The organism is Nocardioides alkalitolerans DSM 16699, from assembly GCF_000426525.1.
GTDB classification, from domain to species: domain Bacteria; phylum Actinomycetota; class Actinomycetes; order Propionibacteriales; family Nocardioidaceae; genus Nocardioides; species Nocardioides alkalitolerans.
Genome location: NZ_AUFN01000011.1, coordinates 543,800 through 565,792, shown reverse-complemented (window position 1 = coordinate 565,792; position 21,993 = coordinate 543,800). Strand labels below are relative to the sequence as shown.

The window sequence follows — 21,993 nt, the reverse complement described above, 5'->3', positions numbered from 1 at the left end:
CGGTCACTCGCGGTCGTCCCCGGCGCTGCGACGGCGACCGAGGAGCACCCCGCCGACGACGAGCACGACGGCGCCCACACCGACCGGCAGGAGCCAGCCGGGCACGCCGTCGCCGGCGCCGCTGCCGCCCGAGCCGGGCTCGACCTCGCTGGCGCCGTACACGCCCCAGTAGCCGTTCTGGCCGAGGATCGGGCCGGAGCCCTCCGGCTGGAGCGTGAAGCCCTCGAACCGGTCGGAGCGGTAGGCCTCGAGCGCGTCGGCGTACCAGATCGGGTAGTTCACCCGGGCCTCGTAGATGGCGGAGAACGACTCGCGCACCAGCTCGGAGCGCGCCTCGGGGTCGAGCTCGGTGCGCTGCTCGGCGTAGAGGGCGTCGAACTCCGGGCTGCACCAGTTGCTCTCGCTGAGGTTGTCGGCGCCGCCGGGGGTCTCCGGACGGGCGTCGCAGGTGTTGATCGAGAGCTGGAAGTCCGGGTCGGGACCGAGGCTCCACGAGGTGAAGTACATGTCGTAGTTGCCCGCGATCGAGCGCTCGCCGACCGCGTCGCCGCCGATCAGCTCGGGCGTGACCGCGATGCCGATCTCGCCCAGCCACTCGCCGACGAACTCGGCGAGCTGCACGTGGTCGGCGTTCTCGGTGTCGCCCATGAGGCGCAGCTCGAGCGGGTTGCCCTCGAGGTCGAGGCGCGTACCGTCGGGTCCGCGCTCGTAGCCGGCCTCGTCGAGCAGCGCGTTCGCGCCGTCGAGGTCGAACTCCAGGGGCTCGACGCCCTCGGCGAAGCCCGTGAAGTCGGGGTACGACGCGGGCACCTCGGTCTCGCCCGGCGTGCCGTAGCCGCCGAGGATCCGGTCGACCAGCTCCTCCTTGTCGACCGCCATGAGGATCGCGGTGCGCAGGTCGGGGTCGGCCAGCGCCGGGTTGCTGTCGCCGAACGCCTCGCCGCCCGCCGTGGTGGCGCCCGGGTTGATCGCGAGCGCGAGGTAGCGGCGGCCCGTGCCGGCGTTGGTGGCGATCTCGCCGCTGCCGTCGGCCTCGAGCGTGTCGTACTGCGCCGGCGTGAGACCGCCGACGATGTCGACCTCGCCGGAGCGCAGGCCCTGGACGGAGGCGTCGACGTTGTCGTACTTGACGTAGCGGACGCCCGCGATCTCGGGCGCGCCCCGCCAGTAGGTCTCGTTGGCGACGAGCTCGAGCGTGCCGGAGGTCTCGTCGTAGCTCTCGATGACGAACGGGCCGGAGCCGACGACCTCGCTGTCGGCGGGGAACGCGGCCGGGTCGTCGACGTCCTCCCAGACGTGCGCGGGCACGATCGGGATCTCGAAGCCCGGGTTCGCGGCCTGCGGCTCGATCAGGGTCATCTCGACGGTCTTCTCGTCGACGGCCGTGACGGACTCGATGTTGGTGGTGAGGCCGTGGTTGGCGCCCAGCGTCTCGGGGTTCTCCATGATCGACGTGTAGGTGAAGACGACGTCGTCGGCCACGACCGGCTCGCCGTCGGACCACTCGCGGTCGTCGCCCAGGGTGAAGGTCCAGGTGAGCGCGTCCTCGCTCGTGTCCCACGACTCGGCGAGGCCCTCGGTGGCCTCGTTCTCGGTGCCGTAGGCGACGAGGTTCTCGTAGACGAAGCGGTTGACGCCGGTGGGCGTCAGGTAGATCGAGACGAACGGGTTGAACGTGTCGACCGTCGACGAGTAGGCGATGCGCAGGACCGCGTCGGAGTCCGACTCGGCAGCGCGGGCCGGTCGCTGGACGCCGGTGGCGACCAGGGCGGTCAGCACCACGAGCAGGGCGGCGAGGGCGGCCGCGACGAGGCGCGGACGAGCCGTCGACGGACGGCGCAGGGCAGGCGAGGGTGACATCCGAGATCCCGATCCGTGAGGTGAGCAGCGGCCGTGAGGCGTCCTCGAACCGTGCGCCCCGATCACCGCCGCTGTCAATGACCCGGCACCGATACGTAACGAATCCTTAACCACCCACGCCGATCGACCGGCACTGCTGGCTCTTTCGGCCTCCGTGCGCCAGGGTGGTGCCAGGTTTGCGTTCCGCAAGGCGGCGTCCCCGGGCGCCGCCCTGCCGAGGTCTCGGGAGGACAGCCCATGTCGCACGAGGGGCACGAGCAGCCGGAGGTCGTCGACCTCCTGCGCACCCTGCTGCGCTTCGACACCACCAACCACGGCCCCGGCCGCGCCAACGGCGAGCTCGAGGCGGCCCGGTGGGTCGAGGGCCTGCTGCGCGACGCGGGCTGGGAGCCGGTGCTGCTCCAGCACCCCGCCGACCCGCGGCGGGCGAGCGTCGTCGTCCGCATCGAGGGCGCCGACCGGTCGCTGCCGGGCGTGCTCGCGCAGGGCCACCTCGACGTCGTGCCCGCCGAGGCCGCCGACTGGTCGGTGGACCCGTTCGCCGGCGAGCTGCGCGACGGCTACGTGCTGGGCCGTGGCGCCGTCGACATGAAGGACACGTGCGCGAGCATGCTCGCCGTCGCGCTCGACTGGGGCCGCAGCGGGCGACGGCCGCGGCGCGACGTCGTGCTCGCCTTCGTCGCCGACGAGGAGACCGACGGCACGTACGGCGCGGAGTGGCTCGTCGAGGCGCACGCGGACCTGTTCGCCGGGGTCGCCGCGGCCGTCAGCGAGTCCGGGGCCGCGATCGAGGAGCACCCGGCCGCCGACGGCACCCCCGTGCGGCTCGCGCGCATCTCGGCCGGTGAGCGCGGCACCCTCCACGTGCGGCTGACCACGCGCGGCACCTCGGGCCACGGGTCGCGGCCCGGGCCCGACAACGCCGTCCTGCGCATCGTCGACGCGCTCCACCGCATCGGCCACCACCCGTGGCCGGTGCACCTGGCCGACGTGGTGCGGGCCCAGCTCACCCAGACGGCCGCCGCCCTGGGGGTCGAGGTCGACCTCGGCTCCGACGAGGGCGTGGTGGCCGCGGTGGCCGCACTGGGAGCGGCGGCCGACGTGGCGCCGTACACGATCCGCGCCTCGACGACGCCGACCGTCGTGCACGCCGGCACCAAGGTGAACGTGGTGCCGGGCACGGCGACGGCCGAGGTCGACATCCGCTGCCCACCGGGGTACGTCGAACAGCTCCAGGCCGCGCTGCCCGCGCTCGTCGGCCCGGACGTCGAGGTCGAGCCCGCGTCCGTCGGCTACCCGCTCGAGGCCCCGACCAGCGGCCCGTGGTGGGACGCGATGGTCGGCGCGCTGCGCCACGTCGACCCGGCGGTCGTCGTCGTGCCCGGGTGCATGGGCGGCGGCACCGACGCGAAGTCGTTCGCGAGGCTCGGCATCGCCTGCTACGGCTTCGCCCCCGTCACGCTCGACCCCGAGGGCCGGCGCCGCACGGGCATCCACGGCGTCGACGAGCGCATCCCGGTGTCGTCGCTGGTGGGTGGGCTCGAGGCGCTGCGGCACTTCCTGGAGACGGTGTGAGCCTCGTGCTGCCGGACCTGGCGAGCGCGCGCGACGGCGTGCGCTGGTCGGTGTGCGTGCGCGCCGTCGACGAGGCCGGCGCGCCGGTGCTCGCGTCGTACACGCCCGAGGTGGTGCTGCGCACCGCGAGCGTCGGCAAGGTGTTCCTGCTCGTCGAGGTGGCCGCCCGCGCGGAGGCCGGCACCCTCGACCTCGACGAGCCGATCGCCTGGGCCGACGCGGAGCACGTCGCCGACTCGGGGCTCTGGTACCTGCTGCGTCAGCGCACCCTCCCCCTCGGCGACCTCGCGTGGCTGGTCGGGGCGTTCAGCGACAACCTCGCCACCAACGTGCTGCTGCGCCGGGCAGGGACCGCCGCCGTGCGGGCGCGGGCGACGGCGCTGGGCTGCGTCGACTCGGCCCTGCTCGACCGGGTGCGCGACGACCGCGGGCCGGGCGACCCGCCGACCCTCTCGCGGGGCCGGGCCGACGAGCTCTCGGCCGTGCTCGCCGGGCTGGCGCGCGGCGAGGTCGTCTCGCCGGCCGTCAGCGCCCAGGTGCTGCGCTGGCTCGCGGCGGGGGCCGACCTCTCGATGGTCGGCTCCGCCTTCGGCCTCGACCCCCTCGCCCACGCCGACCCGGACCGCGGCATCACCCTCGTCAACAAGACCGGCACCATCTCGGTGGTGCGCGCCGACGTCGGCGTCGTCACCGGCCCAGCGCGCGCCGTCGCCTACGCCGCCCTCGCCGAGTGGCCCGACGGGGCCGACCACCGCGACGCCGTGCTGGGCTCGATGCGCGAGCTCGGTACGACGCTCCGCGGCCACGTGGGCGGCTAGGCCCGCACGGTGGTCGAGGAGCGAGCGTCTCCGGTGGTTGAGGAGCGAGCGCCAGCGAGCGTCTCCGGTGTTTGAGGAGCGAACGTCCTCGGTGGTTGAGGAGCGAGCGCCTTCGGTGGTTGAGGAGCGAGCGCCAGCGAGCGTCTCGAAACCACCGCATCACAGCCGGTCGCGCGGCGACGTCCTCCGGCCACGCGCGGCCAACGCCGGGAGGGCGGACAGGTCCCCGCGGATGAGCGCCTCCCGCTTCGCCCGACCCCATCCCTGCACTCGCTTCTCGAACGCGAACGCGTCGGCGATCGACGTGAACTCCTGGGCCCAGACGAGAACGACCGGACGGCGACGGCGGGTGTAGGCCGCGCCGAGACGGTCCGAGTTGTGCTGGGAGACGCGCAGTTCGAGATCGGTCGTGCTGCCGGCGTAGTAGCTGCCGTCGGCACAGCGGAGGAGGTATGCCCAGGCCATGTGATCGATCCTCGTGCGACCGGGAGTGCGCGGCAACGGCCCCGCTCCCAGTCTGTGGAGGACCGGGCGTGGGTTTCGAGACGGGCCTAGCGGCCCTCCTCAACCACCGGGCCGCCCTAGCGGCCCTCCTCAACCACCGGGGCCGGCCCGGCGGATCTCACTGGTCCGGGTTGAGCACGGCCACCGAGCCGGTCGGGCCCATGGCCTCCACGCACGTGTCGGGAAGCTCGGCGCTCCGCAGGAAACCGGTGTCGGTCGGCGCGAAGGAGCCGCCGCCCCCGCGCATCTCCTCGCCGAGCCGCACCGCGATCCCGCCGGGGGTACGGATCTCCCCGTCCTCGACGACGGTGCCGCGGGGCCACGCCACGAGGTCACCGGGGCCACCGTCCGGGGCCACGAGCCCCACGCAGTCGCCCACCGCGCCGAGCGTGCCGCCGAGGAGCGCGTCGTGCCCGCTCGACCCGCCCACCTGCTGCGTCACCACCCGCAGCCCGTCGAGGTCGGGGTCGGGGGCGGGGCCCTGGTCGAGCGCCGTCACCACGACCACGCCCACCACGCCCACTGCCCCGAGCACCCGTCGTCCCATGCCGACCCCTTCCGACGCACGCTCCGCACGGCACCCGGCCGGGCGCTCCCACCTCGTACGACGCCGTGGCCGCCGGACCGGTTCCCGGCCCGGTCGCTCAGTCGCGCCGCGCGCGCAGGGCCTGCTCGACGGCCGCTCCGACGGCGGCGGGGTCGTCGGCGGACCCGACCACGACGACGGTGGGCGCCGTGCCCCGGCCCGAGCGCTCCGCGAAGAGGTCGAGCACCTGCGCCATGGCGGCGTCGAACTGGGCCTCGGGGTCGTCCACGCCGCCGCGCAGCCAGCGCCGGAGCACGGCGTTGTGGGCGGTGATGACGCTGCCGGCCATCAGCTCGGCGCGCAGCTCGTCGCCCATCCAGGTGCGGATGTACTCGCGGAACGCGCGCTGGTACTGCTGCATCCCGGCGATCTCGCGCTCGCGCAGGCTGGGCACGCTCCGGGTGAGGCGGTAGCGCCGTACGGCGAGCTCGCCCTCGTCGAGGTAGTGGCGCAGCACGAGGCGCGACGCCTCCGAGACGGCGAGCAGGCTGTGGCGCTGCGAGGCGGCGTCGAGCCGGGCCTTCACCTGCTCGAGCAGGTCGTCGTGGTGGGGGAAGATCACGTCCTCCTTCGACCGGAACGCCCGGAAGAAGGTCGTGCGCCCCACGCCGGCGCGCTCGGCGATCGCGTCGACGGTCGTGCCGTCGTACCCCTGCTCGTCGAAGAGGTCGAACGCCGCACGCTGCAGGCGGTCGCGGACGGAGCCACCGGCGGGAGGGGCGGAGGGTGCGGACACGGGGCAGGATCCCTTGGGTCGACGACTGGGGAGGACGCAGTTCCCGCGTTACGGTACTGCGTACCAACGCGAGGAGGAACTGTGAGCGGGATCGAGCGGGTCGGCGTCGTCGGCTGCGGACTGATGGGTGCGGGCATCGCCGAGGTGAGCGCGCGCGGCGGGTACGACGTCGTGGTCGTCGAGTCGGACGACGCGCGGGCCCGGGCCGGCCACGACCGGCTGGAGGCGTCGCTGAAGCGCGCCGAGGCCAAGGGCAAGATCGACAGCGCGGCCGAGGTGATGGGGCGGATCCGGGTCGTGACCGACCTCTCCGAGCTGGCCGACCGCGACCTCGTGGTCGAGGCGATCGTCGAGGACGAGGACGCCAAGACGGCCCTCTTCCGCGAGCTCGACGCGATCGTGACCTCCCCCGACGCGATCCTGGCGTCGAACACCTCCTCCATCCCGATCATGAAGCTGGCGGTCGTCACCCAGCGCCCCACGCACGTGACGGGCATCCACTTCTTCAACCCTGTGCCGGTGCTCTCGCTCGTCGAGATCGTGCCGAGCCTGCTCACCGACGGCGACACCAAGGACCGTGCGCGCTCCTTCGTCACCTCGCTGGGCAAGGAACCGATCGACTGCCAGGACCGCGCCGGCTTCGTCGTGAACGCGCTCCTCATCCCGTTCATCCTCTCGGCGATCCGGATGTTCGAGTCGGGCTTCGCGACGGCCGAGGACATCGACCGTGGCCTCGTGCTCGGCGCGGCCCACCCGCAGGGCCCGCTGGCGCTCGCCGACCTCATCGGCCTCGACACCACGAAGGCCGTCGCCGAGTCGCTCTACGAGGAGTTCAAGGAGCAGCTCTACGCTCCCCCGCCGCTGCTGGCCCGCATGGTCGAGGCCGGCCTGCTCGGCCGCAAGACCGGGCGCGGCTTCTACACCTACGACAAGTGAGGAGCCCGCGATGAGCGAGTTCGACCTCTTCCGCATCAACGACGACCACGAGGCCCTGCGCGAGGCGGTCCGGGCCGTCGCCGACGACAAGATCGCGCCGTACGCCGCGGCCGTCGACGCCGACTCACGCTTCCCGCAGGAGGCGAACGACGCCCTCGTCGCCTCGGACTTCTTCGCGCCCCACGTGGCCGAGGAGTACGACGGCGTGGGCGCCGACGCGCTCGCCACCTGCATCGTGATCGAGGAGGTCGCGCGAGCCTGCGCGTCGTCCTCCCTCATCCCCGCGGTCAACAAGCTGGGCAGCATGCCGCTGATCCTGGGCGGCTCCGAGGAGCTCAAGCAGAAGTACCTGCCGCCGCTCGCCCGCGGCGAGGCCCTCTTCTCCTACGGTCTCTCGGAGCGCGACGCCGGCTCCGACACCGCCTCGATGAAGACCCGCGCCAGGGCCGACGGCGACGACTGGGTCATCTCGGGCCAGAAGTCGTGGATCACCAACGCCGGCGAGTCGGAGTTCTACACCGTGCTCGCCGTGACGGACCCCGAGGCCGGCCGCGGCAAGGGCGTCAGCGCGTTCATCATGGAGAAGTCCGACGCCGGCTTCACCTTCGGCGAGAAGGAGAAGAAGCTCGGCATCAAGGGCTCCCCCACCCGCGAGCTGCTCTTCGACGACGTCCGCATCCCCGGGGACCGCATCATCGGCGAGCCCGGCACCGGCCTCGCGCTGGCGCTGCGCACCCTCGACCACACGCGCGTGACCATCGGCGCGCAGGCCGTCGGCATCGCCCAGGGGGCGCTCGACTTCGCGCTCGGCTACGTCAAGGAGCGCAAGCAGTTCGGCAAGGCCATCGCCGACTTCCAGGGCATCCAGTTCATGCTCGCCGACATGGCGATGCAGGTGGAGGCCGCCCGGCAGATGGTCTACGTCGCCGCCTCGAAGTCGGAGCGCGACGACAAGGACCTGTCGTTCTTCGGCGCCGCCGCCAAGTGCTTCGCCTCCGACGTCGCCATGAAGGTGACGGTCGACGCGGTCCAGCTGCTCGGCGGCTACGGCTACACGAGCGACTTCCCCGTCGAGCGGATGATGCGCGACGCGAAGATCACCCAGATCTACGAGGGCACCAACCAGGTGCAGCGCATCGTCATGGCCCGTCAGCTCATGAAGGGCTGACGCTCCCCGCACGCCCCCGCACCCCCGTACGACGCACGCGAGCCCCGCGACGACCTGGTCGTCGCGGGGCTCGCCGCCGTACGGGGGAAGGACTCAGGCGTCGAGCGCCGGGTAGTCCGTGTAGCCCTCGGCGCCGCCGCCGTAGAAGGTGTCGGGGTTCGGCTCGTTGAGCTCCGCCCCCGTCTGCCAGCGACGCGGCAGGTCGGGGTTGGCGAGGAAGAGCCGGCCGACGGCCACGGCGTCCGCGAGGTCGTCGTCGAGGATGGCCTGCGCCGACTCCTTGGTCGTGACCTGGCCGAAGCCGTCGTTGGCGATGAAGACGCCACCGAACTCCTTGCGGAGCCGCTGCGTGCGGTCGAGGCTCGGGTCGGCGAGCACGCTGAGGTAGGCGAGGCCCAGCGGCGCGATGCCGGCCACGAGCGCCTCGTACGTCGCGTCCGTGTCCGCCTCGTCGGTCTCGGTCGCGCCCTGGATGTTGTGGGCGGGCGAGATGCGGATGCCGACGCGGTCGGCGCCGATCGCCTCGGCGACGGCCTTCGTGACCTCGATCGTCAGGCGGGCCCGGTTCTCGGGCGACCCGCCGTACTGGTCGGTGCGCTCGTTGGAGCCGGGGGCGAGGAACTGGTGCAGCAGGTAGCCGTTGGCGGAGTGGACCTCGACTCCGTCGAGGCCGGCCTCCACCGCGTTGCGGGCGGCGGTGACGAACTCCTCGACCACGTCGGGGATCTCGTCGGTGGTGAGCTCCCGCGGCACCGGGTAGGGCTTCGGACCGGCGGCGGTGAACATCTCGTCGGGGGCCGCGAGGGGGCTGGGCGCCACGATCTCCTGGCCACCGGTGTTGTCCGGGTGGGAGATGCGACCGGCGTGCATGAGCTGGGCGACGATGCGGCCGTCGGCGGCGTGCACCGCGTCGGCCACGCGGCGCCAGCCGGCGAGCTGCTCGGGCGAGTGGAAGCCGGGGGTGTTCAGGTAGCCCTGGCCGCGGGCGCTGGGCTGGCTGCCCTCGGTGATCACGAGACCGGCCGAGGCGCGCTGCGCGTAGTACTCGACGGCGAGGTCGCCGGGAACGGTGCCCTCGGCGCGGTTGCGCGTCAGGGGGGCCATCACGAGGCGGTTCGGCGCCTGCCAGGCGCCGATGGTCAGGGGCTCGAAGAGATCGGTCATGCGTGGCTCAGCGACGCAGCGTGCCCGGACATTCCCCGCGGACCCCGGTCACGCCCGTGGGGGTGAGTCCCCACCCCGGCGGCTCAGCGGTAGATCATGCAGGTCGTCGTGGCGTGCGCCACGAGCCTGCCCTCCTCGTCGTGCACCCGGCCCTCGGCCGTGGCCGTGGACCGGCCGACGTGGATGGTGGTGCCGCGGCCCGTGATCCAGCGGCCGTCGACGGGCACCGTGCGGAGGTAGTTGACCTTCAGCTCGAGCGTGCCGTAGCCGACGCCGGCCGGGAGCGTCGTGTGCACGGCGCAGCCCATCACCGAGTCGAGCAGGGTCGCGCAGACCCCGCCGTGGAGCGAGCCCAGCGGGTTGGACCAGCGCGGCGCGGTGGGCAGCCGGAACTCGGCGACGCCCTCCTCCAGCGTGAGCGCCTCCATGCCCAGGGTGTCGCCGATGAAGGGCGGGCGCTCCTCGGGCGGGACCGTCCAGGCGGTGCGCAGGAACTCGAGGCCGCTGAGGGTCGCGAGGTGGGCGAGCTGCTCGTCGGAGAGGTGGGTCATGGAGTCTCGCTTCGCTGGTCGTGAGCCGGTTACCGGAGAGTAACCCAGCGGGGTGGGCATGATGGGTCACGTGACCCCTCTCACAGCCAGCGATCCCCGCTCCAGCACCGTCGACGACGTCCTGCGCCGCAGCGCCGCGCGCCATCCCGACCGGGCCGCGCTCGTCTTCGGCGCCGACGACCCGGTGACCTGGACCTACGCCGAGCTCGACACGGCCGTCACCCACGCCGCCCGCGCCCTGCGCGGCCTCGGCCTGGCCCGCGGCGACCGCGTGGCGGCGTACGGGAAGAACTCCGACGCGTACGTCGTCGGCTACCTCGCCTGCGCCCGCGCCGGTCTCGTGCACGTGCCCGTCAACTTCGCGCTCACCGGGGGCGAGCTCGCCTACCTCGTCGAGCAGTCGGGGGCGCGCGCGGTGCTGGTCGACCCGGCGCTGCGCGGCCAGTACGACGCCGCGGGCCTCGCCGTCGAGCACGTGCTGCCGCTGCGCGACGAGCCGGGCAGCCTGCTCGAGCTGGCCCGCACCCCCGGCGACGGCCCCGTCCTGCCCGACGGCGAGGACCCCGTGGCGGACACCGAGCTCGTGCAACTGCTCTACACGTCGGGCACGACCTCGCGTCCGAAGGGCGCGATGATGACCCACCGCGCCCTCGTGCACGAGTACGTCTCCGCGATCGCCGCCCTCGACCTGCGGGCCGACGACGACCCCCTGCACCCGATGCCGCTCTACCACTCGGCGCAGATGCACGTGTTCCTGCTGCCCTACCTGGCCGTCGGTGCCACCAACCACCTCGTCGAGACGCCCGACGTGGCCACCTGCCTGCGCGTGGTGGAGGAGCGCCGCCTCGGCGCGCTGTTCCTCGCCCCGACCGTGTGGGTGCCGCTGGCGGGCCACCCGGACCTCGCGACCCGCGACCTGGCGTCGCTGCGCAAGGCCTTCTACGGCGCGTCGATCATGCCGGTGCCCGTGCTCCAGCGCCTGCAGGCGGCGCTGCCCGACCTGGGGTTCTACAACTGCTTCGGCCAGTCGGAGATCGGCCCGCTCGCGACCGTCATGCGACCCGAGGAGCACGCCGATCGGCCCGACTCGTGCGGTCGGCCCGTGCTGTTCGTCGAGCTGCGGGTGCTCGACGAGCACGGTGCCGACGTGGCCCCCGGCGAGCAGGGCGAGGTCGTCTACCGCTCGCCGCAGCTGTGCGTCGGCTACTGGGAGAACCCCGAGGCGACGGCCGAGGCGTTCCGCGACGGCTGGTTCCACTCGGGCGACCTGGTGCGCATCGACGCGGAGGGCTTCATCACCGTCGTCGACCGGATCAAGGACGTCATCAACACCGGCGGGGTGCTCGTCGCCTCCCGCGAGGTCGAGGACGCGATCTACACCCACCCCGACGTCGCCGAGGTCGCCGTGGTCGGCACCCCCGACGAGCGCTGGATCGAGGCGGTGACCGCGTTCGTCGTACGACGTGACGGGGCGACCGTCGACGCCGACGCCCTCGTGGCGCACGCCCGGGAGCGGCTGGCGGGGTTCAAGACGCCGAAGCACGTCCGGTTCGTCGACGAGCTGCCCCGCAACGCCTCGGGCAAGCTGCTCAAGCGGGTGCTGCGCGACGACGCCTGAGGCCCGGGGTCGGACCGGGGTCGGCACCGGGGTCGAGAGCGAGGGGCGTGACCGCGTTCGACCCGCGTCGTACGGTGGAGCCATGGCCACGATCGAGCTGACCGGTGAGAACTTCGAGCAGACCGTCAAGGAGAGCGACATCCTCCTCGTCGACTTCTGGGCGAGCTGGTGCGGTCCGTGCCGCCAGTTCGCGCCGACCTACGAGGCCGCCTCGGAGCAGCACACGGACGTGACCTTCGGGTCGATCGACACCGAGGCCCAGCGCGAGCTGGCGGGGGCGGCGCAGATCAGCTCGATCCCGACGCTGATGGCGTTCCGTGACCAGATCCTCGTGTTCTCGCAGCCCGGCGCACTCCCGCCCGCCGGCCTCGAGCAGGTCATCCAGGCCGTCAAGGCGCTCGACATGGACGACGTGCGCGCCCAGCTCGCGGCCCAGCAGTCGGGGCAGCAGGCGCCTGGCGCCTCTGACGCCGGCGGCGAGCAGCCCGCCCAGGGCTGACCCGCCGGACGGGGCCCTACGGGCGCTCGTCGTCGCGGAGCCCGGCTGCGTCGAGCCGGGCCTCCTCGAGCTCCTGCTCCTCGTCGGCGTTGCGGCGCAGCGTGCGCACGTGGCGCGCCATGCTCCACAGCAGCAGCGCCGTAGCGGCGATGAGCGCCATGAACACGGCGAAGCCGGTCCAGCCGGCCTTCACGTCCTCCGGCTCCGGCGTCTGCTCGGCCGCCTGCACCCAGAGGTGGAGGACGTCGGCGGAGAAGAGGTCGGTCAGGACGGTCGTGGCGAGCATTCCCCCATGATGACACCCGCCTGCGCGGCGCCGCTCAGTCGGGCGTGACGCCGGTGAACAGGTCGGTCTCGGGCACCGAGGTCGGCACGTGGGAGACGACGAGCTCGTAGTCCTCCGTCGGCCAGACCTCCCGCGACAGCTCGAGCGGGATGGCGAACCAGGCGCCGTCCGGGTCGATCTGGGTGGCGTGGGCGAGCAGCGCCTGGTCGCGCACCCCGAAGTACTCCCCGCACTCCACCCGCGTCGTGATGCGGGCGTCCCACTCGGGCTCGGCCTTCCAGTCCGCCAGGCGCTCGGCGTACGGCGACTCGACGCCCTGCGCGACGAGCGCGTCGTGCAGCGCCTGGGTGCGCGGCCGGTTGAAGGTGTGGTGGTAGTAGAGCTTGGCCGGCTGCCACGGCTCCCCCGCGTCGGGGAACCGCTCGGGGTCGCCGGCGGCCTCGAACGCCGCCACCGAGACCTCGTGGCACCGGACGTGGTCGGGGTGGGGGTAGCCGCCGCGCTCGTCGTACGTCGTGACGACGTGCGGCCGGAACGAGCGGATCAGCCGGACGAGGCGCTCGGTGGCCTCCTCCAGCGGGGCCAGGGCGAAGCAGCCCTCCGGCAGCGGGGGCTTCGGGTCGCCCTCGGGCCAGCCGGAGTCGACGAAGCCGAGCCAGTCCTGGCTGATGCCGAGGATCTCGCGGGCGGCGTCCATCTCCGCCCGGCGGACCTCCGACATGTTCTCCCAGACGTCGGGGCGGTCCATGCGCGGGTTGAGCACCGAGCCGCGCTCGCCGCCCGTGCAGGTGACGACGTGCACGTCGACGCCCTCGGCGACGTACTTGGCCGTGGAGGCGGCGCCCTTGCTCGACTCGTCGTCGGGGTGGGCGTGGACGTGCATCAGTCGCAGACCGGAACGGGGGGGCATGCGGAGAACTCTAGGCGGGGGCCGGATGGCACGATGGAGGGGTGAGCCCGACGTCCTCCGCCCTCCGCCTCGACGAGCGCTACGGGCGACGGCAGCGACCGGGCCGACGCCGGGTGATCATCGCCGCGTCGGCGGCCCTCGGTGTGGTGGCGGGCGGCTGGCTGCTGTGGACCGCCTGGTTCCACGGGAGCCCCGAGGTGAGCTCCCAGCTGCAGAGCTGGGAGGTCCTCGACGACCAGCAGGTGCGCGTGAAGTTCGACGTCGCGCTCTCCGGCGACGAGGTGGCCACCTGCCGCGTCCGTGCCCTCTCGGTCGACCACACGGCCGTCGGCGACCTGGCCGTGCAGATCCCGGGCGACGCGGGCACCGCCTCGGGCGGCGTCGTCGAGTTCACCTTCCGCACGCTGCGCGAGGCCACGTCGGTCGAGCTGATGGGCTGCACGACGCCCTCGCAGAACCGCCCCCGCTGACGGGAGGGGCGGCGCCGGCCGGGTCGGACCGGCACACGCCCCTCACCCCGCCACCCCGCGTCGCGCGAGTGGCGTGATTCGGCGTCCTGGCTACACTGTCAGTTCTGAACTGCCCCGCCGCCGCCGGTCGAGACCGGACGGAGCACGGCGGGGCTTCGCACACAATCGATCGGCCGGGAGGGCGAAAGCCCGCCCGGCCGTACTGGTAGGAGAGGCACATGACGCAGTCCAGCGACACGGATGTCATCTGGCTGACCTCGGACGCGCACGCGAAGCTGACGGCGGAGCTGGAGAACCTCAAGGGCCCCGTGCGGGCGGAGATCGTCGAGCGCATCTCGAACGCCCGCGACGAGGGCGACCTCAAGGAGAACGGCGGCTACCACGCCGCCCGCGAGGAGCAGGGCAAGGTCGAGGGCCGCATCCGCCAGCTGGAGGACATGCTGGCGCGCGCCGAGGTCGGCGAGACCCCTGCGGACGACGGCATCGTCGAGCCCGGCATGAAGGTGACCTACAAGTTCGTCGGTGACGACGACGACGAGGCGGAGGAGTTCCTCCTCGGCGCCCGCGAGATCGAGCCCGAGGGCCTCAAGGTCTACTCCCCGCAGTCGCCGCTCGGCGGCGCGATCCTCGGCGCCAAGCCGGGCGACACGGTCGAGTACGAGGCGCCGAACGGCAAGAAGCTCAGCGTCGTCATCCTGGCGGCCACGCCCTACACGGGCTGAGCCACCGCACGACCGCAGGCGGAGCGGAGGTCAGGCGACCTCCACCCGATGGCCCTGCTCGCCCAACCGGGCGAGCAGGGCTTCTGCGTGTGCGGCCCCGCGCGTCTCGAGCTGCACGCGCACCTGCACCTCGTCGAGGCGCAGCGACGGCGAGATCCGCTCGTGGGCCACGTCGAGCACGTTCGCGCCCGCGCCGGCGAGCTCGGCCAGCAGGCTGGCCAGGCCGCCCGGGCTGTCCACGACCGTGACGCGCAGGAAGAGGTAGCGCCCCGCCGCGGCGAGGCCGTGCCGGATGACCCGGCCCATCAGCAGCGGGTCGATGTTGCCGCCCGAGAGCACCGCCACGACGGGGCCCTCGTAGGCGCCCGGGTGCTCCAGCAGCGCCGCGACGGCGGCCGCTCCCGCCGGCTCCACGACCATCTTGGCCCGCTCCAGCAGCCCGAGCAGGGCCCGCGAGAGACCCTCCTCGCTCACCGTCACGATGTCGTCGACCGCGCCCTGGATGGCGGCGAACGGCACCTCGCCGGGGCAGCCCACGGCGATGCCGTCGGCCATCGTCTCCATGTGCTCCAGCGCGACGGGCACGCCGCTGCGCAGCGACGCCGGGAACGCGGCGGCTCCCTCGGCCTGCACGCCGACCACCCGCACGTCGGGGCGCAGCGCCTTCACGGCCACCGCGACCCCCGCGACGAGGCCGCCGCCACCGGTCGGCACGAGCACCGTCGCGGCCTCGGGCGCCTGCTCGACGATCTCGAGCCCGCAGGTGCCCTGGCCCGCCACGATGTCGGCGTGGTCGAAGGGGTGGATGAGCACGGCCCCGGTGCGGGCGGCGTGCTCGCGGGCCGCGACGAGGGACTCGTCGACGTACCGGCCCGCGAAGACGACCTCCGCGCCGTACCCGCGGGTCGCCTTCTCCTTGGGGATCGGTGCGCCCTCGGGCATGAACACGCAGGCGCGGATGCCCAGCAGCCGGGCGGCCAGCGCGACGCCCTGCGCGTGGTTGCCGGCGGAGGCCGCGACGACGCCGGCGGCCCGCTCCTCGGGGCTCAGGCGGGCCATCCGCAGGTAGGCGCCGCGGATCTTGAACGACCCCGTGCGCTGCAGGTTCTCGCACTTGAGCAGCACGGGTGCACCGACGAGGTCGGCGAGCCAGCGCGACTCCTCCATCGGGGTGCGGACGGCGACCCCGGCGAGCGCCTCGGCGGCCGCGCGGACGTCGTCGATCCCGACCACCGGCACCGCGCTCACCACGGGGCCCTCACGCCTGGTCCTTCGGGCCGCTCTCCCGGGGCCAGTCGCTCCGCGGGTGGTCCCCGAGGGCGGCGAAGTCGCCGAGGAGACCCGGGTCGCCCTCGAACTCGTCGAAGTCGACCGTCCTGTGCGTCTCGCCCGGTGGCGCGGTCCCAGGGTCCGCCGTCGCGTCGGCGGCGGGGGCGGGGGTCTCCTCCGCGAGGTGCAGGATCACCGCGTTGACGGCCGCGACGAGCGGTACGGCGATGAGGGCGCCCGCCACGCCGGCGACGAGCACGCCGATGCCGATCGCGAAGATCACGCCGAGCGGGTGCACCGAGACGAACCGGCCCATCAGGAACGGCTGGAGGATGTGGCCCTCGATCTGCTGCACGAGGATCACGCCGCCGAACATCAGCAGCGCCGTCCACGGACCCTGGTCGACGAGGGCGACCAGCACGGCGACGGAGCCGGCGACGGTCGCACCGATCATCGGCACGAACGCGCCGAGGAACACCAGCACGCCGATGGCCGCGATGAACGGGACGCCGAGCAGGGCCGCGACGATCATGATGCCGATCGCGTCGACCAGCGCGACGATGACCGTGGCCCGCACGAACTGGGTGAGCGAGACCCAGGCGACCCGGCCCGAGCTGTCGATGCGCGCCCGCGCGGCCCGCGGGGCGAGGCGCACGCACCACGACCAGATGCGGCCGCCGTCGGCGAGGAAGAAGTAGGTCGAGAACAGGATGATGAAGAAGCCGGCCGCGATGTGGGTGATGGCCGTGCCGACCTCGGTGACCTGCCGGACGACCGCCTCGTCCTGGCCCCGCTCGGTGATGAACTGCTGGGCCTGCTTGATGTAGCCGTCGATCTGGGAGTCGCTCGCGTTGAGCGGCCCCTCCTTGAGCCAGGTGCGGATCTCGCCGAGCCCCACGACCACCTGGTCGGCGAGGTCGGAGACCCCCTCGATGATCTGCTGGCTGATGAACGTCACGAGCAGCGCGACGAAGCCGATGCCGCCGAGCACCACCACGGCGGCCGAGATCCCGGGCGGCACGCGCAGCCGCCGCCCCAGGCGCACCACGGGGCTGCCGAGCGCGGTGATGAGCAGGGCGATGAGGATCGGCAGGGTCACGACCCGGACCTGCCAGAAGGCCCAGACCATGAGCCCGGCGGCGGCCGTGATGACGAGGAAGCGCCACGCCCAGGCGGCGGCGAGGTCGAGGCCCCAGGGCACCTCGGCGCGGGCGAGGTTGGACTGGCCGCCCGTGATGGGGGCCGGCTGCGCACGATCTGCCCGCCGCTCGGCACGCATCAGGGCCCACTGGGCCGCGAGCTGCTGGGTGAGGCGGTCGGCGAGGCCGTCCTCGACCTCGTCCCGCTCGCGCTCCTCCTTGCTGCGGCGCGCCATCAGCAGCGAGAGCCGTCGTCGGATCTCACCGGCCTCGTCGGTGGTCTCCCCCTGGCGCGGCTCCCGGCCGCGCTCTTCGTCCCCGTGCACGGACCCACGCTACCGAGCGGCCCCGCCCGCGAGACCGGCGACCAGCCGGGAGGCGGCCTCGGGATGCGTCGTGTGGAGCAGGCCCGCGGCCGCGAGCACGTACGTGGTGTCCACGACGAGCCGCGGCGCCCGGGGCAGCTGCCACCCGCCGGGGTCCCCGTCGGGGCCGGTGACGCAGGCCGCGAGCACCTCGGTGGCGGCCTGCGGCGAGGCGTGCCGCAGCACCCCGCCGGAGCCCACCAGCAGACGCACCTCGCGCAGGTCGGTGCCGGTGCGCTCGACCACGCGTCCGCCGGCGTCGACGACCACCTTGGCACGGCCCGCGTGGCGCCGGACCGCCGTCGTCAGCGCCGCCGTCGCGATCGCGAGGTCGTCGGCCACGTCGGCGGCGTCCTGCGGCACGAAGCCGGGCTCCGCCGTACGGCGGGCGGCCGCGGCCACCAGCGCCGGCGAGGGGGCTCCCCCGTCGGTCGCGTCGGCCGCCAGGGCAGCGACGGTCGAGGCCGCCGACCAGCGCATGCCGAGGTCGCCCTCGACGGTCCGGGACTCGCGGGGCGTGCCGACGACCTCGCGGGAGACGTCGGGGTCCCCGTCGACCACGGAGTAGACGTCGGTGGTGGCGCCGCCGACGTCGACGACGGCCACGTCGCCGACGGTCGCGGCCAGCACCTCGACCCCCGCGAGCACGACGTCGGGCGTCGCCCCGCGGAGCATCCCGGGCAGCTCGGGGCGGCGGCTGAGGTGCTTGCCGCCGATCACGTGGGAGAGGAAGAGGGCGCGCACGGCGGCCCGGGCGCCCGCGGGGTCGAGCACCCCGATGCGGGGCACGACGTTGGCGCTGAGCTCGTACGGCGTGCCCGCCCCCGCGAGCACCGCGGCCACCTCGTCGCGCACGGCCACGTTCCCGGCCACCACGACGGGCCCCCGCCAGCCGGCGGCGACGAGCGCGCGGGCCGCGGCCGGGAGCGGCTCGGGGTTGCCGCCGTCGGTGCCGCCGGTGAGGAGCACGACGTCGGGCGCGGTGGCGAGGGTCGCCGCGAGGTCGGCGCCGTCGTCGGCGAGCGCGTGCACCGCGACGACCTTGCCGCCGCTCGACAGCGCGACCCGGCGCCCGGCCTCCGCGGTCACCAGCGCCTCGTTGCCGAGCACGGCGATGCGCAGGCCCCCGCCCGCCGACGAGCAGGCGTGCACCACCACGTCGCCCGCCGCCTCGGCGGCCGCGAGCGGCGGGTGGGCGGCACGCAGGGCGGTGAGGCAGTCGTCGTACCCGTCGAGCAGGTCGCCGGACCCGTCGGGGCCCGGCAGCGTGGTGGGCGCGTCGGCGGTGGCGACCACGCCGCCCTCGACGAGGTCGACCAGCAGCGCCTTGGTGAAGGTCGAGCCGAGGTCGACGCAGACGGCCAGCCGCGCCCCGGGGACGGAGCGGCTCACGCCCGGCCGAGCACCTGCGCGAGCGCCTGGTCGAGGTCGGCGACGAGGTCGTCGGCCGTCTCGATGCCCACGCTGAGGCGCACGAGGTCGGCGGGCACCTCGAGGTCGGTGCCGACGACGGAGGCGTGCGTCATGCGGCCCGGGTGCTCGATGAGCGACTCGACGCCGCCGAGGGACTCGCCGAGCGTGAAGAGCTCGGTGGCCGCGCAGACGTCGAGCGCCGCCTGCTCGCCGGCCTTGAGGCGGAACGAGACGATGCCGCCGAAGCGCTTCATCTGGCGGGCGGCGACGGCGTGGCCCGGGTGCTCGGCGAGGCCGGGGTAGATGACCTGCTCGACGCCCGGGTGGGAGGTGAGGAACTCGACGACCCGCTCCGCGTTGTCGCTGTGGCGCTCCATGCGCAGCGCCAGCGTCTTGAGGCCGCGCAGGACGAGCCACGCGTCGAACGGGCCGGCGACGCCGCCGATCGAGTTCTGGAAGAAGGCGAGCTTCTCGGCCAGGTCGAGGTCGCGCACCACGAGCGCGCCGCCGACCACGTCGGAGTGGCCCCCGGCGTACTTCGTGGTCGAGTGCACGACCACGTCGGCGCCGAGCGTCAGCGGCTGCTGCAGGTAGGACGAGGCGAACGTGTTGTCGACGACGAGCAGGGCGCCGGCCTCGTGGGCCACGGCCGCGAGCGCCTCGATGTCGCCGATGTTGAGCAGCGGGTTGGTCGGCGTCTCGACCCAGACCAGCTTCGTCGTGCCGGGACGGATGGCCGCCCGCACGGCGTCGACGTCGGAGACCGGGGCGGCGTCGTACGCCAGGCCCCACGGCTGGGCGACCTTGTCGACGAGGCGGTAGGTGCCGCCGTACGCGTCGTCGGGGATGACCACGTGGTCGCCCGGCCGCGTCAGGGCGCGGATCAGGGTGTCCTCGGCGGCGAGGCCGGAGGCGAACGCGAAGCCGCGCTCCCCCTGCTCCAGTGCGGCGATGTTGCCCTCGAGCGCGGTGCGCGTGGGGTTGCCCGAGCGGCTGTACTCGTAGCCGCCCCGCATGCCGCCCACGCCGTCCTGCTTGTAGGTCGACGTCGCGAAGATCGGCGGGATCACCGCGCCGGTCGTCGGGTCGGGCTCGTAGCCCGCGTGGATGGCGCGCGTCTCGAAGCCGTGCTTGCCGTGCTCGGTGGATGCCTGCTCGCTGGTCACCCGGGCGAGCCTACGCAAGGGGATCCGCGCATCGGGAACGCTCCCGGCGCTTGGGGTGTTGGGGATGATGGAAGTCGTCCGTCGAGATCGTGGAGGAACCGTGTTCGGATCCCGCACCAAGACCACCCTGCCCGCCCCCGACCAGGCGCTGGCCGGCCGCTCCGAGCCGTGGTTCGAGCTCGGCGACCACACCGTCCTGGGCACCCCGATCGTCGCGACGCCCGGCGAGGGCGACGTGCCCGCACACCTCGAGGTGGCCGTCTTCGGGCTGGGCTGCTTCTGGGGCGCCGAGGAGATCTACTGGGCCAAGGAAGGCGTCTGGTCGACGTCGGTCGGGTACGCCGGCGGCTACACGCCGAACCCGTCGTACGAGGAGGTCTGCAGCGGCCGCACGGGTCACACCGAGGCCGTCCGCATCGTCTTCGACCCGTCCGTCATCGGCTTCGCCGACCTCGTGAAGGCCTTCTTCGAGGTGCACGACCCGACGCAGGGCATGCAGCAGGGCAACGACGTGGGCACGCAGTACCGCTCGGCGATCTACTTCACGACGCCCGAGCAGGAGGCGACGGCGAAGGAGCTGACCGAGGTGTACGGCGCGGAGCTGCGCCAGCGCCGCCTGGGCGACATCACGACCGAGATCCGCCCGTCGACCGAGTACTTCTACGCCGAGCCGGCCCACCAGCAGTACCTGGCGAAGAACCCCTTCGGCTACCGCTGCCACGCGAACACCGGCGTGCGCTTCCCGGCCACCGCATGAGTCCGGCCGCCGCGTGAGCGACGAGGGCGACCGCCGCGGGGGCGACCGGGGCCGCGAGCTGCCGCGCAAGACCGTGGCGCGGACCGCACGGCTGGCCGCGCTGCCGCTGGGCTTCGCGGGCCGCAGCGCCGTCGGTCTCGGCAAGCGGCTCGGCGGTCGGCCCGCCGAGCTCGTGACGGCGGAGATCCAGCAGCGGACGGCCGAGCAGGTCTTCCGCACGCTGGGCCAGCTCAAGGGCGGGGCCATGAAGTTCGGGCAGATGCTCTCCGTCATGGAGGCGGCGCTCCCCGAGGACCAGATGGCGGCCTACCGCGGCGAGCTGACCAAGCTGCAGGATGCAGCGCCCCCGATGCCGACCAGCGAGGTGCGGGCCGTGCTCGACGCCGAGCTCGGCTCGGCCGGGGTCGACTGGCGTCGCCACCTCGTCTGGTTCGACGGCGGGCCGACCGCGGCCGCGTCCATCGGCCAGGTGCACAAGGGCCGCTGGGTCGACGACCCGGACGACCCCGCCAGCCCGGAGCGCGAGGTGGCGGTCAAGGTGCAGTACCCGGGCGCCGCCGACGCCATCGCCTCCGACCTGCGCCAGATCGGTCGCCTCGCCCGCACGATCGCCCCGATCATGCCCGGCGTCGACGTCAAGGCGATCGTGGTCGAGCTCCAGGACCGCATGGCGGAGGAGCTCGACTACGGCCTCGAGGCGGCCGCGCAGACGGCGTACGCCGAGGCCTACGTCGACGACGAGCACTTCTTCGTGCCGAAGGTCGTGGCCCAGTCCCCCAAGGTGCTGGTCACCGAGTGGCTCGACAGCACCGGCTCGCTCGCCCAGGTCATCGCCGACGGCACCCCCGAGGAGCGCGACCACTACGGCGAGCTGCTCGTGCGGTTCCTCTTCGACGGCCCCGCGCGCACGGGGATGCTCCACGCCGACCCGCACCCCGGCAACTTCCGCACGATGCCGAACGCGGACGGCACCCCCGGCCGGCTGGGCGTGCTCGACTTCGGCGCCGTGGCCCGGTTGCCCGAGGGCGAGCTGCCCGAGGCCATGGGCACCCTCATCCGGGTCGCCGGCGACGCCGACCGCTCCAGCCTCGAGCAGGGCCTGCGCGACGAGGGCTTCATCAAGGAGCGGACCCGGGTCGACCCCGACCTGCTCTTCGACTACCTCGCCCCGTTCGTCGAGCCCACGCTCACCGACCGGTTCCGGTTCACGCGGTCCTGGCTGCGCACGCAGGCCGAGCGGGTCAGCAACCCCAAGGACCCGGCGTACACGGTGGCGCTCAAGCTCAACCTGCCCCCGTCGTACCTGCTCATCCACCGCACCTGGCTCGCGGCCGTGGGCGTGCTCAGCCAGCTCGAGGCCGAGGCCCCGTTCCGCCAGATCCTGGTCGAGTCGCTGCCGGGCTTCGCCCCGACGGAGAGCTGAGCCACACGGCGCCACGACCGCGCCGACCGCTTGGAACGGGCCGCGCCGTTGTGCCAGA

22 protein-coding genes are annotated in these 21,993 nt (G+C 73.6%); 10 read left to right on the top strand and 12 right to left on the bottom strand.

What is annotated here, in order from left to right; genetic code table 11:
- Positions 1–3: 3 nt before the first annotated feature.
- Entirely contained in the window at positions 4–1,860 is a 1,857-nt protein-coding gene (locus tag K329_RS0109420; RefSeq protein WP_052336593.1) for an ABC transporter substrate-binding protein, read from the bottom strand.
- A gap of 237 nt (positions 1,861–2,097) precedes the next feature.
- Between K329_RS0109420 and K329_RS0109415 the strand changes: the two genes are divergently transcribed.
- Both K329_RS0109415 and K329_RS25860 read left to right on the top strand, forming a co-directional pair.
- Entirely contained in the window at positions 2,098–3,435 is a 1,338-nt protein-coding gene (locus tag K329_RS0109415) for a M20/M25/M40 family metallo-hydrolase (RefSeq protein WP_043642585.1), read from the top strand.
- Entirely contained in the window at positions 3,432–4,253 is an 822-nt protein-coding gene (locus tag K329_RS25860) for a serine hydrolase (RefSeq protein WP_211225789.1), read from the top strand. Before K329_RS0109415 ends, K329_RS25860 begins: the two co-directional genes overlap by 4 nt.
- A gap of 159 nt (positions 4,254–4,412) precedes the next feature.
- On the opposite strand, the gene K329_RS0109405 is transcribed toward K329_RS25860, so the two are convergent.
- The 3 genes from K329_RS0109405 to K329_RS25855 all read right to left on the bottom strand — a co-directional run bounded on the left by K329_RS0109405 (position 4,413) and on the right by K329_RS25855 (position 6,079).
- Positions 4,413–4,718: a GIY-YIG nuclease family protein gene (locus tag K329_RS0109405; RefSeq protein WP_043642584.1), complete on the bottom strand. Its 306-nt coding sequence runs from the start codon at positions 4,716–4,718 to the stop codon at positions 4,413–4,415.
- Between the two features lie 157 nt (positions 4,719–4,875).
- Positions 4,876–5,304, bottom strand: coding sequence for a hypothetical protein (locus K329_RS0109400; RefSeq protein WP_157571640.1), 429 nt, complete (start codon positions 5,302–5,304; stop codon positions 4,876–4,878).
- A 97-nt stretch (positions 5,305–5,401) separates the two neighbouring features.
- A complete protein-coding gene (locus K329_RS25855; RefSeq protein ID WP_052336592.1) occupies positions 5,402–6,079 on the bottom strand; it encodes a TetR/AcrR family transcriptional regulator in 678 nt (225 codons plus the stop codon).
- A gap of 90 nt (positions 6,080–6,169) precedes the next feature.
- On the opposite strand from K329_RS25855, the gene K329_RS0109390 reads away from it, so the two are divergent.
- Positions 6,170–7,015, top strand: coding sequence for a 3-hydroxybutyryl-CoA dehydrogenase (locus K329_RS0109390; protein WP_028472826.1), 846 nt, complete (start codon positions 6,170–6,172; stop codon positions 7,013–7,015).
- Between the two features lie 10 nt (positions 7,016–7,025).
- Entirely contained in the window at positions 7,026–8,183 is a 1,158-nt protein-coding gene (locus K329_RS0109385; protein ID WP_028472825.1) for an acyl-CoA dehydrogenase family protein, read from the top strand.
- A 93-nt stretch (positions 8,184–8,276) separates the two neighbouring features.
- On the opposite strand, the gene K329_RS0109380 is transcribed toward K329_RS0109385, so the two are convergent.
- Positions 8,277–9,347 carry an alkene reductase gene (locus K329_RS0109380; RefSeq protein ID WP_028472824.1) on the bottom strand — a complete coding sequence of 357 codons (1,071 nt, stop codon included), beginning with the start codon at positions 9,345–9,347 and terminating at the stop codon, positions 8,277–8,279.
- Positions 9,348–9,430: 83 nt separating this feature from the next.
- Positions 9,431–9,898: a PaaI family thioesterase gene (locus K329_RS0109375; RefSeq protein ID WP_028472823.1), complete on the bottom strand. Its 468-nt coding sequence runs from the start codon at positions 9,896–9,898 to the stop codon at positions 9,431–9,433.
- A 70-nt stretch (positions 9,899–9,968) separates the two neighbouring features.
- On the opposite strand from K329_RS0109375, the gene K329_RS0109370 reads away from it, so the two are divergent.
- Both K329_RS0109370 and K329_RS0109365 read left to right on the top strand, forming a co-directional pair.
- On the top strand, positions 9,969–11,516 hold the full coding sequence (locus K329_RS0109370) for an acyl-CoA synthetase (protein WP_028472822.1): 1,548 nt from the start codon (positions 9,969–9,971) through the stop codon (positions 11,514–11,516).
- Between the two features lie 82 nt (positions 11,517–11,598).
- A complete protein-coding gene (locus K329_RS0109365; protein WP_028472821.1) occupies positions 11,599–12,015 on the top strand; it encodes a thioredoxin family protein in 417 nt (138 codons plus the stop codon).
- A 16-nt stretch (positions 12,016–12,031) separates the two neighbouring features.
- Here the strand turns inward: K329_RS0109365 and K329_RS0109360 are convergent, their stop codons facing one another.
- Positions 12,032–12,301 carry a hypothetical protein gene (locus K329_RS0109360; RefSeq protein ID WP_028472820.1) on the bottom strand — a complete coding sequence of 90 codons (270 nt, stop codon included), beginning with the start codon at positions 12,299–12,301 and terminating at the stop codon, positions 12,032–12,034.
- Between the two features lie 34 nt (positions 12,302–12,335).
- Positions 12,336–13,211: a mycothiol conjugate amidase Mca gene (gene mca, locus K329_RS0109355; protein WP_084541136.1), complete on the bottom strand. Its 876-nt coding sequence runs from the start codon at positions 13,209–13,211 to the stop codon at positions 12,336–12,338.
- 41 nt (positions 13,212–13,252) lie between these two features.
- On the opposite strand from mca, the gene K329_RS0109350 reads away from it, so the two are divergent.
- On the top strand, positions 13,253–13,681 hold the full coding sequence (locus K329_RS0109350; RefSeq protein ID WP_028472818.1) for a DUF4307 domain-containing protein: 429 nt from the start codon (positions 13,253–13,255) through the stop codon (positions 13,679–13,681).
- A 218-nt stretch (positions 13,682–13,899) separates the two neighbouring features.
- Entirely contained in the window at positions 13,900–14,403 is a 504-nt protein-coding gene (gene greA, locus K329_RS0109345) for a transcription elongation factor GreA (protein ID WP_028472817.1), read from the top strand.
- Positions 14,404–14,433: 30 nt separating this feature from the next.
- On the opposite strand, the gene ilvA is transcribed toward greA, so the two are convergent.
- From ilvA to K329_RS0109325, 4 genes are read right to left on the bottom strand one after another with little or no spacing between them, the layout of a single operon-like run.
- Positions 14,434–15,651 (bottom strand): threonine ammonia-lyase, encoded by a 1,218-nt coding sequence (gene ilvA, locus K329_RS0109340; RefSeq protein WP_028472816.1) that lies wholly within the window; start codon positions 15,649–15,651, stop codon positions 14,434–14,436.
- Positions 15,652–15,661: 10 nt separating this feature from the next.
- Complete coding sequence (locus K329_RS25850; RefSeq protein ID WP_245596498.1) at positions 15,662–17,137, bottom strand: AI-2E family transporter; 1,476 nt, start codon at positions 17,135–17,137, stop codon at positions 15,662–15,664.
- Between the two features lie 9 nt (positions 17,138–17,146).
- Complete coding sequence (locus tag K329_RS0109330; protein WP_211225787.1) at positions 17,147–18,568, bottom strand: glutamate mutase L; 1,422 nt, start codon at positions 18,566–18,568, stop codon at positions 17,147–17,149.
- The gene (locus K329_RS0109325) at positions 18,565–19,755 is read right to left on the bottom strand and encodes a cystathionine gamma-synthase (protein WP_028472814.1); all 1,191 of its coding nucleotides are present in this window, start codon (positions 19,753–19,755) and stop codon (positions 18,565–18,567) included. Before K329_RS0109325 ends, K329_RS0109330 begins: the two co-directional genes overlap by 4 nt.
- 100 nt (positions 19,756–19,855) lie before the next feature.
- On the opposite strand from K329_RS0109325, the gene msrA reads away from it, so the two are divergent.
- Both msrA and K329_RS25845 read left to right on the top strand, forming a co-directional pair.
- Positions 19,856–20,512, top strand: coding sequence for a peptide-methionine (S)-S-oxide reductase MsrA (gene msrA / locus K329_RS0109320; protein ID WP_028472813.1), 657 nt, complete (start codon positions 19,856–19,858; stop codon positions 20,510–20,512).
- A gap of 13 nt (positions 20,513–20,525) precedes the next feature.
- Positions 20,526–21,935 (top strand): ABC1 kinase family protein, encoded by a 1,410-nt coding sequence (locus tag K329_RS25845; protein WP_084541135.1) that lies wholly within the window; start codon positions 20,526–20,528, stop codon positions 21,933–21,935.
- Positions 21,936–21,993 lie beyond the last annotated feature (58 nt).